This is a genomic window from Aeromonas sp. WP2-W18-CRE-05 (assembly GCF_014168615.1).
GTDB lineage: Bacteria > Pseudomonadota > Gammaproteobacteria > Enterobacterales > Aeromonadaceae > Aeromonas > Aeromonas caviae.
In genome coordinates this window covers 2,032,193-2,045,871 of the sequence record NZ_AP021917.1, presented here as the reverse complement: position 1 = coordinate 2,045,871, position 13,679 = coordinate 2,032,193, and the positions used below count along the sequence as shown (strand labels likewise).

At 61.8% G+C, this 13,679-nt stretch carries 13 protein-coding genes; 6 read left to right on the top strand and 7 right to left on the bottom strand.

Annotation, left to right across the window (positions count from 1 at the left end):
* The first annotated feature begins 163 nt into the window (after positions 1–163).
* From H7R73_RS09675 to H7R73_RS09655, 5 genes are all read left to right on the top strand, one after another.
* Complete coding sequence (locus tag H7R73_RS09675) at positions 164–913, top strand: HAD-IIA family hydrolase (RefSeq protein ID WP_010675115.1); 750 nt, start codon at positions 164–166, stop codon at positions 911–913.
* Positions 914–1,054: 141 nt separating this feature from the next.
* On the top strand, positions 1,055–1,423 hold the full coding sequence (locus H7R73_RS09670; RefSeq protein ID WP_041213049.1) for a cupin domain-containing protein: 369 nt from the start codon (positions 1,055–1,057) through the stop codon (positions 1,421–1,423).
* Between the two features lie 206 nt (positions 1,424–1,629).
* Positions 1,630–3,294 (top strand): asparagine synthase B, encoded by a 1,665-nt coding sequence (asnB, locus tag H7R73_RS09665; protein WP_042016980.1) that lies wholly within the window; start codon positions 1,630–1,632, stop codon positions 3,292–3,294.
* 167 nt (positions 3,295–3,461) lie between these two features.
* Entirely contained in the window at positions 3,462–3,962 is a 501-nt protein-coding gene (locus H7R73_RS09660; protein ID WP_103260308.1) for a thioredoxin family protein, read from the top strand.
* Between the two features lie 127 nt (positions 3,963–4,089).
* A complete protein-coding gene (locus H7R73_RS09655; RefSeq protein WP_048208735.1) occupies positions 4,090–4,713 on the top strand; it encodes a glutathione S-transferase family protein in 624 nt (207 codons plus the stop codon).
* A 72-nt stretch (positions 4,714–4,785) separates the two neighbouring features.
* Here the strand turns inward: H7R73_RS09655 and maiA are convergent, their stop codons facing one another.
* The 6 genes from maiA to H7R73_RS09625 form a co-directional block, all read right to left on the bottom strand.
* Entirely contained in the window at positions 4,786–5,424 is a 639-nt protein-coding gene (gene maiA, locus H7R73_RS09650; protein ID WP_010675120.1) for a maleylacetoacetate isomerase, read from the bottom strand.
* A 69-nt stretch (positions 5,425–5,493) separates the two neighbouring features.
* Entirely contained in the window at positions 5,494–6,492 is a 999-nt protein-coding gene (locus tag H7R73_RS09645; protein WP_041214991.1) for a fumarylacetoacetate hydrolase family protein, read from the bottom strand.
* Positions 6,493–6,502: 10 nt separating this feature from the next.
* Complete coding sequence (locus H7R73_RS09640) at positions 6,503–7,651, bottom strand: homogentisate 1,2-dioxygenase (protein ID WP_103260309.1); 1,149 nt, start codon at positions 7,649–7,651, stop codon at positions 6,503–6,505.
* Complete coding sequence (gene hppD / locus H7R73_RS09635; RefSeq protein ID WP_103260310.1) at positions 7,644–8,798, bottom strand: 4-hydroxyphenylpyruvate dioxygenase; 1,155 nt, start codon at positions 8,796–8,798, stop codon at positions 7,644–7,646. Before hppD ends, H7R73_RS09640 begins: the two co-directional genes overlap by 8 nt.
* A gap of 239 nt (positions 8,799–9,037) precedes the next feature.
* Positions 9,038–9,691: an HAD family hydrolase gene (locus H7R73_RS09630; RefSeq protein WP_103260311.1), complete on the bottom strand. Its 654-nt coding sequence runs from the start codon at positions 9,689–9,691 to the stop codon at positions 9,038–9,040.
* Positions 9,688–10,332 (bottom strand): TIGR01621 family pseudouridine synthase, encoded by a 645-nt coding sequence (locus tag H7R73_RS09625; protein WP_042016970.1) that lies wholly within the window; start codon positions 10,330–10,332, stop codon positions 9,688–9,690. Before H7R73_RS09625 ends, H7R73_RS09630 begins: the two co-directional genes overlap by 4 nt.
* Positions 10,333–10,420: 88 nt before the next feature.
* On the opposite strand from H7R73_RS09625, the gene H7R73_RS09620 reads away from it, so the two are divergent.
* Positions 10,421–12,013: a GGDEF domain-containing protein gene (locus H7R73_RS09620; RefSeq protein WP_103260312.1), complete on the top strand. Its 1,593-nt coding sequence runs from the start codon at positions 10,421–10,423 to the stop codon at positions 12,011–12,013.
* A gap of 103 nt (positions 12,014–12,116) precedes the next feature.
* On the opposite strand, the gene H7R73_RS09615 is transcribed toward H7R73_RS09620, so the two are convergent.
* A complete protein-coding gene (locus H7R73_RS09615) occupies positions 12,117–13,670 on the bottom strand; it encodes a methyl-accepting chemotaxis protein (RefSeq protein WP_103260313.1) in 1,554 nt (517 codons plus the stop codon).
* Positions 13,671–13,679 lie beyond the last annotated feature (9 nt).

Genomic DNA, 13,679 nt, shown 5'->3' with positions numbered 1-13,679 from the left:
CGGGGCGGCGCCCTCCCTTCGCCTTCATTGTGCACCCATCTGGCCCGCCGGAGGAGACTTGTCATCAAAGGGCCTTATAATGGCGGCACAAAAACCATAACCGATTGAAGAGACGAACAGAGGGATGCCCTGTCCCCGCTCTTGCGCCCTACAAGGAGAATTCATGAAGAAAAACGTCATCTGTGACATTGACGGCGTCATCCTGCACAACAACGATCTCATTCCCGGCGCCGACCGCTTCGTCCACCGCCTGCTGGAGCAGGGCAGCAAGCTCCTGTTCCTCACCAACTACCCGGCCCAGACCCAGAAAGATCTGCAAAACCGCTTCCGATCCGCCGGAATAGAGGTGCCCGAGGAGTGCTTCTACACCTCCGCCATGGGCACCGCCGACTTTCTCAAGCGCCAGGATGGCAAGAAGGCCTATGTGATTGGCGAAGGGGCCCTGACCCACGAGCTCTACAAGGCCGGCTTCACCATCACCGACATAGACCCCGACTTCGTGGTGGTGGGGGAGACCCGCAACTACAACTGGACCATGATGCAGCAGGGCGCCAAGTTCGTGGATCAGGGGGCCCGCTTCATCGCCACCAACCCCGATACCCACGGCCCCCTGATGTACCCGGCCTGCGGCGCCCTGTGTGCCCCCATCGAGCGGATGACCGGCAAGAAGCCCTTCTATGTCGGCAAGCCGAGCGCCTGGATCATTCGCGCGGCCCTCAACCGGATGGAGGCTCACTCCGACGACACCATCATCATCGGCGACAACCTGCGCACCGACATCCTGGCGGGCTTCCAGGCCGGTCTCGAGACGGTGCTGGTGCTCTCCGGGGTGAGCAAGGTGGCGGACATCGACCGCATGCCGTTTCGACCGAACCACATCTTCGACTCCGTGGTGGACATCGACATCGTCTGATCCCGGGTGCCGCCCTTCCGGTAGCCTTCAGCCTGCACGGGCCCCCTTGGCAAAGGGGGCCCGTTTCGTTTAACGTAAGCGCAACATCGTTAAACAAACTAAACGGGAGCAGGATGCTCCTTCGCCACTCAAGGACGCACCATGAAGAGCCTGAACGACTGGATCCTGCTGGACAAGCACACTGTCTCCCCCACCCCGCTGATGCCCGCCCCCGAGCGCATCAGGGCCGGAACGCCGAGCCAGACGGCATGGAACCACTACTCCGACCCGAGCCAGCAGTTTCACGTGGGCTTCTGGGCTTGCGAGCCGGGCTGCTGGGCCGTTCACTATACCGAACACGAATACTGCCAGATGCTGGAAGGGGAGGCGGTGATCCACGACGAGCAGGGCGGCCGGCTGCACCTCAAACCGGGGGATCAGTTCGTCATTCCCGCCGGGTTTGTCGGGCAGTGGGAGACCCTCACCCCTTGCCGCAAGCTCTATGTGATCTTCGAACCCGCCGCGACTTGACGCGCACGTCAACCCTGACCCTCTCTCTTCAGGCGGCCGAACGGCCGCCATTCCCTGGCGCAACTTGACGCTTACGGCATGATTTTCTGCGGTTTTCCCGCTTGCAAAAGGGTTTTCCGCTAGGCATTGTGATTGGCGAGGAATGTAAATGGAATTTCGAGCCCAAACGTGGGGGGCTCATATAAAAATCAAGAGGATTACCGCCAATGTGTTCTATTTTCGGCATTCTGGACATCAAGACCGACGCCACTGCCCTGCGCAAATCGGCCCTGGAGATGTCCAAGCGACTGCGTCACCGCGGGCCTGACTGGTCCGGCGTCTACAGCTCCGACAAGGCCATCCTGGTGCACGAGCGCCTGGCCATCGTCGATCCGGGCAACGGCGCACAGCCTCTCTACAACCCCGAGCGCACGCACGTATTGGCCGTCAACGGCGAGATCTACAACCACAAGGAGCTGGAGAAGAACCTCAAGGTCGACTTCCAGTTCCAGACCCACTCCGACTGTGAAGTGCTGCTGGCCCTCTACAAGGAGAAAGGCCCGGCGTTCCTGGACGAACTGAACGGCATCTTCGCCTTCATCCTCTATGACGCCGAGCAGGATGCCTACCTGATTGGTCGCGACCACATGGGGATCATCCCCCTCTATACCGGCCGCGACGAACACGGCAACTTCTACGTCGCCTCCGAGATGAAGGCGCTGGTGCCGGTCTGCAAGAGCGTCGAGACCTTCCCGCCGGGACACTACCTGTGGAGCAAGGATGGCGAGCTTAAAACTTGGTACAAACGGGACTGGATGGAATACGCGCCGGTCGAGCACAACGTCAGCGACAAGGCCGAGCTCAAAGCCGCCCTGGAAGCGGCGGTCAAGCGCCAGCTGATGTGCGACGTGCCCTATGGCGTGCTGCTCTCCGGTGGTCTGGATTCGTCCGTCATCTCCGCCATCACCAAGCTCTATGCCGCCCGCCGGGTGGAAGACGATGGCAAGAGCGAAGCCTGGTGGCCCCAGCTGCACTCCTTCGCCGTCGGCCTGGAAGGGTCGCCGGATCTCGCCGCCGCCCGCAAGGTGGCCGATCACCTGGGCACCATCCACCACCAGATCCACTTCACCGTGCAGGAAGGGCTGGATGCCCTGCGGGACGTCATCTATCACCTCGAGACCTATGACGTCACCACCATCCGCGCCTCCACGCCCATGTATCTGATGGCGCGCTACATCAAGGCGATGGGGATCAAGATGGTGCTCTCCGGCGAAGGCTCCGACGAGCTGTTCGGCGGCTACCTCTACTTCCACAAGGCCCCCAACGCCCGTGAGTTCCACGAGGAGAACGTGCGCAAGCTCGCCTCCCTGCACCTCTATGACTGCCTGCGGGCCAACAAGTCCATGGCCGCCTGGGGCGTGGAAGGCCGCGTGCCCTTCCTCGACAAGGAGTTCATGGACGTGGCGATGCGCCTCAATCCCGCCGACAAGATGTGCGGCAAGGGCAAGATCGAGAAGCACATCCTGCGGGAAGCCTTCGAGGATCTGCTCCCCCACGAAGTGGCGTGGCGTCAGAAGGAGCAGTTCTCCGACGGCGTGGGCTATTCGTGGATTGACAGCCTCAAAGCCATGGTCGAGGAAGAGGTGACGGATCAGATGTTCGAGGCCGCGGCGTTCCGCTTCCCCGTCAACACCCCGCTCACCAAGGAGGCGTACTACTACCGCGCCATCTTCGACGAGCACTTCCCGCTGGAGTCCGCCGCCCGCACCGTGCCCTACGGCAAGTCGGTCGCCTGCTCCACCCCGACCGCGCTCGAATGGGATGCCAAGTTCAAGGAGATGGCCGACCCCTCCGGTCGCGCCGTGATGGACGTCCACCAGCAGGGTTACTGATCGCCCCTGACCTGAATACAAAGCCCCTCTCGAGGGGCTTTGTTGTTTTCTGCCATTCCATTGCCGCTTTTTGCCTTCCCCTTCCCTGTTTGCGGCTTGGCGCAGGAAACGCCTCGTGTCACATTGTCTGCGCCTGGAAGCAAAGATAACGACACAAGGAAGAGACCATGAAACGACTGTTACTGCCCCTGATGCTGGGCACCCTCCTTTTCAATGGCGCCGCCTACGCGGGCGACCACCTCTGGAGTCAGAGCCTGCCCGATTACAGCCAGGGTTATGACGAGACGCGGGATCCGGCCCGCGATCTCGCCGCCGCTACCGCCAAGGCCAGTGCCGAGGGCAAGAAAGTCCTGCTGCTGGTGGGGGGCGAATGGTGCGGCTGGTGCCAGGAGATGAACCGCTTTCTGGACCGGGAACCCGATCTCGCCGGCCAGCTCAACCGCACCTTCGTGGTGGTCAAGGTGAACGTCAGCGAGCAGAACAAGAATGAATCCTTCCTGAAAGCCTACCCCGAGTATCTGGGGGTGCCCCACTTCTACGTGCTGGATGCCAAGGGCAGGCTGCTCGAGTCCTTCAACACCGGGCTGCTGGAGAAGGGGAAGAGTTACGACGGGGAGAAACTCGGCAAATTTATCGCCTATTTCCAGCCAAGGACCACCCACGGCTGACTCGCCAGTCAATAAAACAGGGCCCCGCACGGTCAGTGACAGTGCAGGGCCCTGATGGCTACGCAAACAGGGAGTGGCATGTCTGCGACAAACAGGCCATCCATCACCCCGGACAAGGACGAAAAAGATGTTGCGAATACTGGGCAAGGCGTCGTCAATCAATGTGCGCAAGGTACTGTGGACCTGCGCCGAGCTGACCCTCCCCTTCGAGCTGGAGGAGTGGGGATCCGGCTTCAGACCCACGGACACCCCGGCGTTTCTGGCGCTCAACCCCAATGCCATGGTGCCCGTCATTCAGGATGAGGATTTTACGCTGTGGGAGTCGAACACCATCATCCGCTACCTGGCGACGCGCCATGGTGCCAATGCACTCTATCCCGCCGAGGCGAGAGCCAGGGCTCGGGTCGATCAATGGATTGACTGGCAAGCATCGGACTTGAACACCGCCTGGCGCTACGCCTTCCTGTCGCTGGTGAGGCGCTCCCCCCAGCATCAAGACCATCAGGCCCTTCATGCAGCTTGCCTGCAGTGGTCTCACTGCATGGAGATCCTGGAGAGACAGCTTCAAACAACCGGAGGATATGTGGCCGGTCCGCACTTCTCGCTGGCAGACATTCCCATCGGGCTGTCAGTCAACCGCTGGCTGGAGACGCCCTATGATCGCCCGTCGCTACCCGCCGTGGACGACTACTACCAGCGACTGAAAGAGCGGCCGGGGTTTCGACGCTATGGGGCCAATGGCACGCCCTGAGGCGAGCAAGATAACCCGGGCAAGGAAAGAGACGGCAGACCGGGCCAACGCGCTGGCCCGGTCTGCACAGCTTCAGGGCTGGGCATCCGGCTGATTGGCGGGGGCAGCCTTGATAAAGGCCTGCAACTGCTCGCAGTTGGCGACGATGCGCGCAATGGTGGGGTAGTCATCCAGGGTCATGTCAAAGCGGCGGGCATTGTAGACCTGGGGCACCAGCATGCAGTCCGCCAGGGTGACCTCGTTGCCCACGCAATAGATGCCGGCGGTGGTCATGAGAAGCTGTTCCAGCGCGGTGAAGGTCTCGTCAATCCAGTGGCGATACCAGGCATCCCGCGCCATCTTGCTCTGCCCCAGCTCCTGCTCCAGGTAGTGCAGCACGCGCAGGTTGTTGAGGGGGTGGGTGTCACAGGCGATCATGTTGACGATCTGGCGCACCCGGGCACGTTCGATGGGGGCAGACGGCATCAGGGGGTAGGCGGGATAGGTCTCGTCGAGGTACTCCATGATGGCCACCGACTGACCCAGATGCACGTCATCGTCCACGAGAAACGGCACCAGCCCCTGGGGATTGACCCGGCGGTAGGCCTTCTCCTTCTGCTCACCCTGCCGCAAGTTGACCGGGTGCTGCTCATAATCGAGCCCCTTGAGTTGCAGTACCAAACGCACGCGAAAGCTGGCCGATGAGCGCCAATATCCAAACAACTGCAGCATAGTGTGTCCCTGTGGTGGCAGGTGTCTGCCACCTGCCGTGTCGCCCGCCCCTCCAGGTGTCGGGCTCTCCTAGCTCGCCCGCTCGGCCGTTGCTTGCGTGACCCGCTGCAAAATGGTGCCAAACAGACTCATCCCGTTGCGATCCTGCATCGCGATGGACACTGTATCACCAAAGCGCAGAAAGGGTGTAGTGGCTTGACCTGACTCGATAATTTCCAGCATCCGCCGCTCGGCAAGGCAGGAGGATCCCCGGCTTCTGTCGTAGTTGGATACGGTGCCCGAGCCGATGATGCAGCCCGCCCCGAGCGGCCTTGTCTTGGCGGCATGGGCAATCAGCTCATCAAAGTTGAAGGTCATGTCCACCCCGGCGTCGGGCTGCCCGAACAGGGCGCCGTTGAGGTGGGTCACCAGGGGCAGGTGGACCTTGCCATCGCGCCAGTCATCCCCCAGCTCGTCCGGGGTGATGGCCACCGGCGAGAAGCTGCTGGAGGGCTTGGACTGGAAGAAGCCGAAGCCCTTGGCAAGCTCCCCGGGGATGAGGTTGCGCAGGCTCACGTCGTTGACCAGCATCAAGAGCTTGATGTGGCTCGCCGCCCCCTGCGAACAGGTGCCCATGGGCACGTCGTCGGTGATGACGGCGACTTCCGACTCGAAGTCGATACCCCACTCCTCGGAGCCCATCACGATGGGGCCACGGGGCGGCAGGAAGCTGTCAGAGCCGCCCTGATACATCAGGGGATCGTGCCAGAAGCTTTCTGGCATGTCGGCGCCGCGCGCCTTGCGCACCAGCTCCACGTGATTGACGTAGGCACTGCCGTCAATCCACTGGTAGGCGCGAGGCAGCGGGGAGAGGCACGCCTCCTCATCGAAGGGGAAGGCGTCGGGGCAGGCGCCCTCGTTGAGTCGCTGATAAACCTTCGCCAATTGCGGCGCCACTTCGCCCCACTGGTCGAGGGCCGACTGCAGGGTCGGGGCAATGGTCGTCACGTGGACGGCGCGCGCCAGATCGCGGCTCACCACCACCAGGGCGCCGTCGCGCTTGCCATTGTTCAGGGTTGCCAATTTCATATCGAATTCCTTATTTGCCGAGCATCTCTGGACGCTGCCAGCTGGTAACATAACCGGGGTGTTCGACCCCTTCGCAGATCGGGCCGACGACCAGGGCATCACGGGTGTCGAGCATCACCGCCACCTCGTCGGTGAAGGTCTTGGCATGGGCCAGCCCCGCCGCAAAGGCCTTGGGATGGGGACCATGGGTGAAGCCGGCAGGGTGGAAGGTGACCATGCCCCGCTTGATGTTGTCCCGGCTGAAGAAGTCCCCGGCGTGGTAGAAGAGCACTTCGTCGAAGTCGTCATTGCTGTGGTAGAAAGGCACCCGCAGGGCACCTGGGTCGCTCTCGATGGGACGCGGCACGAAGGTGCAGATGACAAAACGGCTCGCCACGAAGGTGGAGTGGGCCGAGGGAGGCAGGTGGTAGCGGTGGCTCATCAGCGGGCGGATATCCCGCCAGTTGAGGCGCACCACGCACAAGTCCCCGTGCCACCCTTGTGCATCCAGCGGGTTGAACGGCCAGGTGACGACCGAGACCTGATCGTGGCGCTTGATCTGCAGCGACCAGGGGTTTTCATCCTGCTGGGCCAGGAAGCGCTCGTTGATGGCGGGCACGTCCAGGGCCGCCGGATCGAAGATGGCGTGATTGCCCACCAGTCCCTTGTCCGGCAGCTGATAACTGTCTTCCGTCGCCTCGATCATCAGGATGAAGAGGGGCGCGGTGGGCTCGATGCGCCACATGGTGCCACGGGGGATCACCACATAGTCGCCATCTCTCAAGATGAGGTGCCCGTAGTCGCAGTAGAACTCGCCGCTCCCCTCGTGAATGAACAGGAGCTCGTCGCCATCGGCGTTTCGCACCAGAAACGGCATGGGCTCATGCAGGCGCCAGATGCGGTAGCGGCAGTGGGGGTTGCTGAGGATATCCGGCATCACCCAGGGGGAGAGGGAGCTCACCTCCTCCTGCAGATCGTTCAGATCAAACGCCCGTGGCCGAAGCGGCCCTTCCCAGTTGACCCAGTCGGTTGGAGCATGCTTGTGGTGCATGTGGGTGGCCGGACCGAAGAAGCCCGAGCGCCCCAGTTCGCGCTCATAGATGGCCTGCTCCGGCAGATCGGCATGGGCCTGGCGGGAGTGGGTTCCCTCCCGATGGGGGAAGCTTATCCAGTTACGCATCGCTCGGTTCTCCGTTTTTCTGGCCCTGCGCGGCACTGTTCACCTCCCCTTGCGTGGATCCGTCCAGCACGCCACGGCGGATCTGATCCAGCTCGATGGATTCGAACAATGCCTGGAAGTTGCCCTCACCAAAGCCCTCGTTGCCCTTGCGCTGGATGATCTCGAAGAACACGGGACCGATGACGGTGTCGGTGAAGATCTGCAGCAGGATGCCGTCCTTCGTCGGCGAGCCGTCGATGAGGATGCGCAGCGTCTTCAGCGCGGCCAGATCCTCCTGATGACCCGCCACCCGGCTGTCCACCTTCTCGTAGTAGGTGTCCGGCGTCGGCATGAAGCCGGTTCCCCGCCCTCTGAGCGTGCGGATGGTGTGATAGATGTCGGCAGAGGCGAGCGCGATGTGCTGGATCCCCTCCCCCTTGTACTGGCGCAGGTACTCCTCTATCTGGGACTTGTCGTCCGCCGACTCGTTGATGGGAATGCGAATTTTGCCGCAAGGGGCCGTCATGGCGCGCGAGTGCAATCCGGTCAGCTTGCCCTCGATGTCGAAATAGCGGATTTCCCGGAAGTTGCCGATCCGCTCGTAGAAATTCGACCAGAGGTTCATGTTGCCGCGATGGACGTTGTGGGTCAGGTGGTCGATCTCATAGAGCCCCGCGTCCACCTCGGCCATGCGGGCCTGCCAGTCGGGGTAGAAGATAAAGTCCACGTCATAGATGGAGCCCCGATCGCCATAGCGATCGACAAAGGAGAGGGTGCTCTCGCCGATGCCGTAGATGGCGGGGATGTTGAGCTCCATGGGGCCGATTTTGCCCACAAACGGCTTGGCCCCCTGGCCGATGGCGTACTGCTGGGCACGGCCGGCATCGCTCACCCGAAACGCCATGCCGCACACGCTCGGACCATGGGCCCGGGCAAACTCCTCCGCCTGGGAGTGGGGCTCGGCATTGACCACGAAGTTGATGTCCCCCTGGCGATAGAGCCAGCACTGCTTGTGCCTGTGCTTGGCCACTTCGGCAAAGCCCAGTGAGACGAACAGCGCCTTGAGGGCCGCAATGCCCTTGAGATCCGGCGCCGTGTACTCGACGAACTCAAACCCGTCGGTGCCAAGGGGGTTGATGGTGTGAGTACGGGAAGAAGGGGTGGTCATGATGCGCTCCTTGCGATGAACTGATAACGAAACGGTTCACGCCGCAAGGGCTCGACAGGCAGCCCGCACGGCATTGTTAACAACTTGTTTCATTAGAGTGGCGAGCGCAGGGAATGAGAAGGGGCGGCGTTCAGATAGTTTGGCGGGGATCCGCGCCAAAAAATGTAAATGAAATGTGACATCCCAGCCTCAACCTTGCACTGCGCTCGTTAGCGTCCCGCAAGGCTGTCAGCTTTGCCTTACAGCGACCAATAACGGGGTTCGATATGGGGCAGCACCGCCCTCGCTTTTAGCAATCGAGTCCTTTGCGGGTTGATGAGCCAGGCCTGCTCCCCCAACTCCAGCAGGGGCAGATCGTGCAAGCTGTCACTCAGGGTGAGTGCGGCCTCCAGGGTCAGGAGCTCGGGCAGCAGCTTGTGCCTGCCATGGCAATAGAAGCGCGGCACCAGGCCGCCGAAACGGTAACCCATCCGCGAGCCGATGATGCGGTGAGGGGGCCTTGGCAGTTGACGATGGAGCTGGGCACGGACCAGGGCGCGGGGACTGGCGGAGATAACCCAGCAGCGGTGCCCCTCCCCCGTCAGGAGGGCTCGCGCCTCCCGATACAGGCCGGGCCGGGTCAGGCTGTACTGCCGTACCAGGGCGCGCCAGGCCAGGGGGGGTAGCCCGAGGGTGATGGCCCACCAGATGAGTGCAATGCCGCGACTGCGCTGGCCTGGCAGCAGATAGATCACGGCGCCGAGCGCCATCAGTGGCCACAGCAGCAGCGGCCAGATACGGCGGCGCAAGATGAAACGCAGCAACCCCGCATGGCTGTCATCCGGCGCCAGGGTGTCATCGAAGTCGGCCAGGATCCAACCGCGGGCTGGGACTCTCGCGGTTGCAGCGCTCATTCGGAGATCTCCGCGATGGCGGCATGCAACTCGGGCAGGAGGAACAGCGCCCCCTCATCGGGCGGACAGACGAGATCGAAGCTCTCACCTGCCAGGGTGAAGGCGAGGCGCCAGGCGTGCAGATAACCGCGATCCGCCGCCGTGCCGCCGTAACGCTCATCCCCGAGGATGGGGGCTCCCACGCTCTTCAAGGCCACCCGGATCTGGTGGGTCTTGCCGGTCCGGGGCTTGATGCGATAAAGACGCAGCCCCTCGCGCACCGAAACGGAGTCGAACCAGCTGATGGCCGGGTTATCCTGGGTGCGGCTCAGCATCCAGCTGCCGCCTCGCCCTTTCTCCATGTCCCCCTTCACCCAGCCCTGCTTCTTCTTCGGCTTGCGATCGGAGAGGGCCAGATACTGCTTGCTCACTTCCCGCGCCGCGAAAGCCATGCTGAGGGCGCGATTCGCTTCGGGGGTGCGGGCCAGCAGCACCAGCCCAGAGGTCATCTTGTCCAGTCGATGGACCGGATAGAGGTCAAGACCGGTATCCATTCTGACCCGATTGACGAGACCCGGCTCGCCGGCATCATCGTGCATGCCAATGCCCGGACGCTTGTTGATCACCATGAAATCTTTGTGCTGCAATTGTATCCGGTACATGTATAACCCTTTAGAATGTTATTTGTTAACAACTTGAATGCAGGCCTGCAGGCCATCTTCATGGACCCTCAGCACAAGAATCGCACGAATGAAAAAATGCCTGTTTTGGCTGTTGTTGCTTGGCATCACTTGCTTCTCGCCCCTCCAGGCCAGTGAACGGACACGTGATCTGCCGGAGAAGGTGGTATTGCAGTTGCGCTGGCTGCATCAGCCCCAGTTTGTGGGCTATCACATGGCCAAGGCCAAGGGGTATTACGCCGACGCTGGTCTGGATGTCGAGATAAGGCCAGGTGGCAAGGGAATAAGTCCGGTTCAGGAGGTGCTGGCCGGACGCGCCGACTTTGGCGTCGGCAACACCGAGGTGCTGACCCACTACGCCCAGGGCAAGCCGCTGCTGGCGCTGGCCAGCGTCTACCAGCACTCTCCCTCCATCTTCCTGGCACGCCGCGACAGCGGCATTCTCACCGTTGCGGACATGCGTGGCAAACGGATCATGATGTTTCCGGGTCATCAGGATGCCGAACTGCTGGCCACCCTCTACTATCAGGGGCTTCACGAGCGCCAGCTCATCCCGGTACCCACTTCGGTCAACATCGACGATCTGATCGCCGGCCGGATAGACATCTTCAACGCCTATCTGAGCAATGAGCCCTTCTATCTGGAAGAGCGCGGCATCTCGGTGTCCGTCATCAACCCTCGCAACTACGGCATCGATTTCTACAGCGACATTCTCTTCACCACCCAGGCACAGGAGCGGCTCAATCCGGAGCGGGTGGCACGTTTTCGTGCAGCCAGCCTCAAGGGATGGCGCTATGCCCTCACCCACCCCGAGGAAGCCATCGCCCTGCTGCGCACGGAGTATGGCGTCAACCGCAGCCAGGCCCACATGGAATACGAGTTGCAGATGAGCAAGGAGATGATCCAGCCGCTCTATGTGGAGATCGGGTATATGAATCCGGATCGCTTCGCTCACATCATGCAGCAGCTGGTGGAGATAGGCCTCCTTGCCAAACCGGTCTCCCTGACCCGTTTTCTCTATCAGGTTCCCTCAGAACAGTGGAGCTTCTGGCGACCCTGGTTCCTGCTGAGCCTGGGTGTTGGTGGCCTCATCCTGCTGCTCTCCCTCTATCTTCTGATGAGCAACAAGCGGCTCAACCAGGAAGTGGCCCTGCGCAAACAGCGAGAGCAGGAGATACTGCAACTGGCCCGCCTCGATCCCCTTACCGGGCTGCCCAATCGCCTGAGCCTGATGGAACAATTGAAACACCAGGTGCAAAGCGACAATCCGGGCTGCCTGCTGTTTTGCGATCTCGATGACTTCAAGCGCATCAACGACAACTTCGGCCACAGCCAGGGGGATGCCATCCTCTGCCAGCTGGCCAGACGGATCCACGACGCCATCGGCCACCAGTGCTATTTTGCCCGCTTGGCAGGGGACGAGTTCATCCTGCTGCTGCCGGGCTACGATATCCGTCAGGCAGAGGAGGTCACCGCCGTGATCCGCCAGGCCATGCAGGCCCCCTTCGTGGTCAATGACCAGCCGATGCAGGTGGGTATCAGCATCGGCGTCAGCCACTACCAGCATGACTGGAGCCCGGAGCAGTGGCTCATCCAGGCCGACAGGGCCATGTATTGTGACAAGGGTGGCCGCGTCATCACGCTGGCGGAGCAGTCCGGCTGACTGGCTCATCTCCCGGCACACAGATCCGATACCCCCGTGAAACCAATAAACAGGAAGGCCACCCCAGGGGTGGCCTTCCTGCATTGCATGAGTCTGACCGCTCTTACCCGAAGGTCTGCCCCAGGGATTTGAGCTGGCGAGCCTTGGTGAGCAGGATGTCGCTCGAGGCGTCCATGTCCTGCATCTTGTTGCTGTTGGTGTGGGAGTGCTGGGAGATGGCGTTGACGTTGCGGCTGATGTCCTCCACTACCGCCTGCTGCTCCTCTGCCGCCGTCGAGATCTGGGCCGAGAGGTCCACCACCCGTTCTATTTCCGCCAGCACCTGATGCAGGCTCTCTGATCCCTGGCGGGTCAGGGTCACGCAGGATTGGGTCTGTTGCAGGTTCTGCTGCATCATTCCCTTCCAGCCGTTCAAGGTACGCTGGATCTGGCCTATGCTGCTCTGGATCTGCTCGGTCGCCTTGTGGGTGCGCGTGGAGAGGGTTCGCACCTCGTCCGCCACCACCGCAAAGCCTCGCCCCTGCTCCCCTGCCCGCGCAGCCTCGATGGCGGCGTTGAGCGCCAGCAGATTGGTCTGATCCGCAATGCCCTGGATCTCGCTCATCAGCACACCGATGCGATCCGACTCCTCAGCCAGTGCCACGGCGGCCGTGAAGGCATGCTCTGCCTGGGTTGCCAGCTCCGTCACCCTGTGCTGGGTATCTTCCAGCTGCTGATCGGTGTGTTGGCAGTGCGCCTTGGCCTGGGCTATCTGGTTGTCCGTCTCCAGGATATTGCGGGCAATCTCGTGGGCTGTCGCCGCCATTTCGGTGATGGCCGTCGCCACCTGCTGGGTCTGGACATCCTGTTCGGCGATGTCGGCGCTCGCCTCGCTGGAGGCTGTTTTCAGATGCACCGCGAGATCCTGCAGGGAGAGGGTCGCATCGTCCACTCGTCCAAGGACGGTGCGGATCCTGGCCTGCAACAGCTTGATGTGGAAGTCTGCAATAGCACTGGCATCCTCCCCCGAATAGATGAGCCGGGTCAGGCTGTCATATTCCTCCGCGAGCTGTCGCAGATAACGGGGGGTAGTGATGAGAGTGTCACGATAGATCAGGGCCAGCCACAAGAGAGGCAACAGAGTGAACAACGGCCCCCAGGGCCCCATCAGATAGCTCCCCCCCGCCAGCATCAGCAAGACACCGACGATGGCCAGCCCGTGGCGCATAGGGCGCAGGCTCAATCCGCCCTTTCGCTCCCCCCGCTCCACGCTCTTCAATCTGGCATAGGTGCGCCCGGCCACGGCTTTCATCTCCGGCGCGGCGCGACTGCGGACCGACTGGTAGCCATTGATCCGCCCCTGCTCGAAGATGGGGGTGACATAGGCATCCACCCAATAGTAACGCCCATCCTTGCAGCGGTTTTTCACCATGCCGCGCCAGGGTTTGCCCTGCTTGAGCTTGCCCCAGAGGTCAGCAAAGGCGGCCTTGGGCATGTCCGGGTGGCGAACCATGTTGTGGTGCTGGCCTATCATCTCTGCCCTGCTGTATCCCGCCACCCGGCAGAAGTGGTCATTGGCATAAGTAATGACCCCCTGAAGATCCGTGGTGGAAACCAACTGTTCACTGGACGGAAAATCCACCTCTTCATCAACGAGATGAATCTGGGTTCTGTTCATGGCGCACGC

Excerpts from the sequence above, each read along its gene's own strand:
- maiA (WP_010675120.1), bottom strand. The coding sequence starts at position 5,424 with ATGCTGCAGTTGTTTGGATATTGGCGCTCATCGGCCAGCTTTCGCGTG.
- H7R73_RS09625 (WP_042016970.1), bottom strand. The coding sequence starts at position 10,332 with ATGTACCGGATACAATTGCAGCACAAAGATTTCATGGTGATCAACAAG.
- H7R73_RS09655 (WP_048208735.1), top strand. The coding sequence starts at position 4,090 with ATGTTGCGAATACTGGGCAAGGCGTCGTCAATCAATGTGCGCAAGGTA.
- H7R73_RS09630 (WP_103260311.1), bottom strand. The coding sequence starts at position 9,691 with ATGAGCGCTGCAACCGCGAGAGTCCCAGCCCGCGGTTGGATCCTGGCC.
- H7R73_RS09640 (WP_103260309.1), bottom strand. The coding sequence starts at position 7,651 with ATGCGTAACTGGATAAGCTTCCCCCATCGGGAGGGAACCCACTCCCGC.
- asnB (WP_042016980.1), top strand. The coding sequence starts at position 1,630 with ATGTGTTCTATTTTCGGCATTCTGGACATCAAGACCGACGCCACTGCC.
- H7R73_RS09645 (WP_041214991.1), bottom strand. The coding sequence starts at position 6,492 with ATGAAATTGGCAACCCTGAACAATGGCAAGCGCGACGGCGCCCTGGTG.
- H7R73_RS09660 (WP_103260308.1), top strand. The coding sequence starts at position 3,462 with ATGAAACGACTGTTACTGCCCCTGATGCTGGGCACCCTCCTTTTCAAT.
- hppD (WP_103260310.1), bottom strand. The coding sequence starts at position 8,798 with ATGACCACCCCTTCTTCCCGTACTCACACCATCAACCCCCTTGGCACC.
- H7R73_RS09670 (WP_041213049.1), top strand. The coding sequence starts at position 1,055 with ATGAAGAGCCTGAACGACTGGATCCTGCTGGACAAGCACACTGTCTCC.
- H7R73_RS09620 (WP_103260312.1), top strand. The coding sequence starts at position 10,421 with ATGAAAAAATGCCTGTTTTGGCTGTTGTTGCTTGGCATCACTTGCTTC.
- H7R73_RS09615 (WP_103260313.1), bottom strand. The coding sequence starts at position 13,670 with ATGAACAGAACCCAGATTCATCTCGTTGATGAAGAGGTGGATTTTCCG.
- H7R73_RS09675 (WP_010675115.1), top strand. The coding sequence starts at position 164 with ATGAAGAAAAACGTCATCTGTGACATTGACGGCGTCATCCTGCACAAC.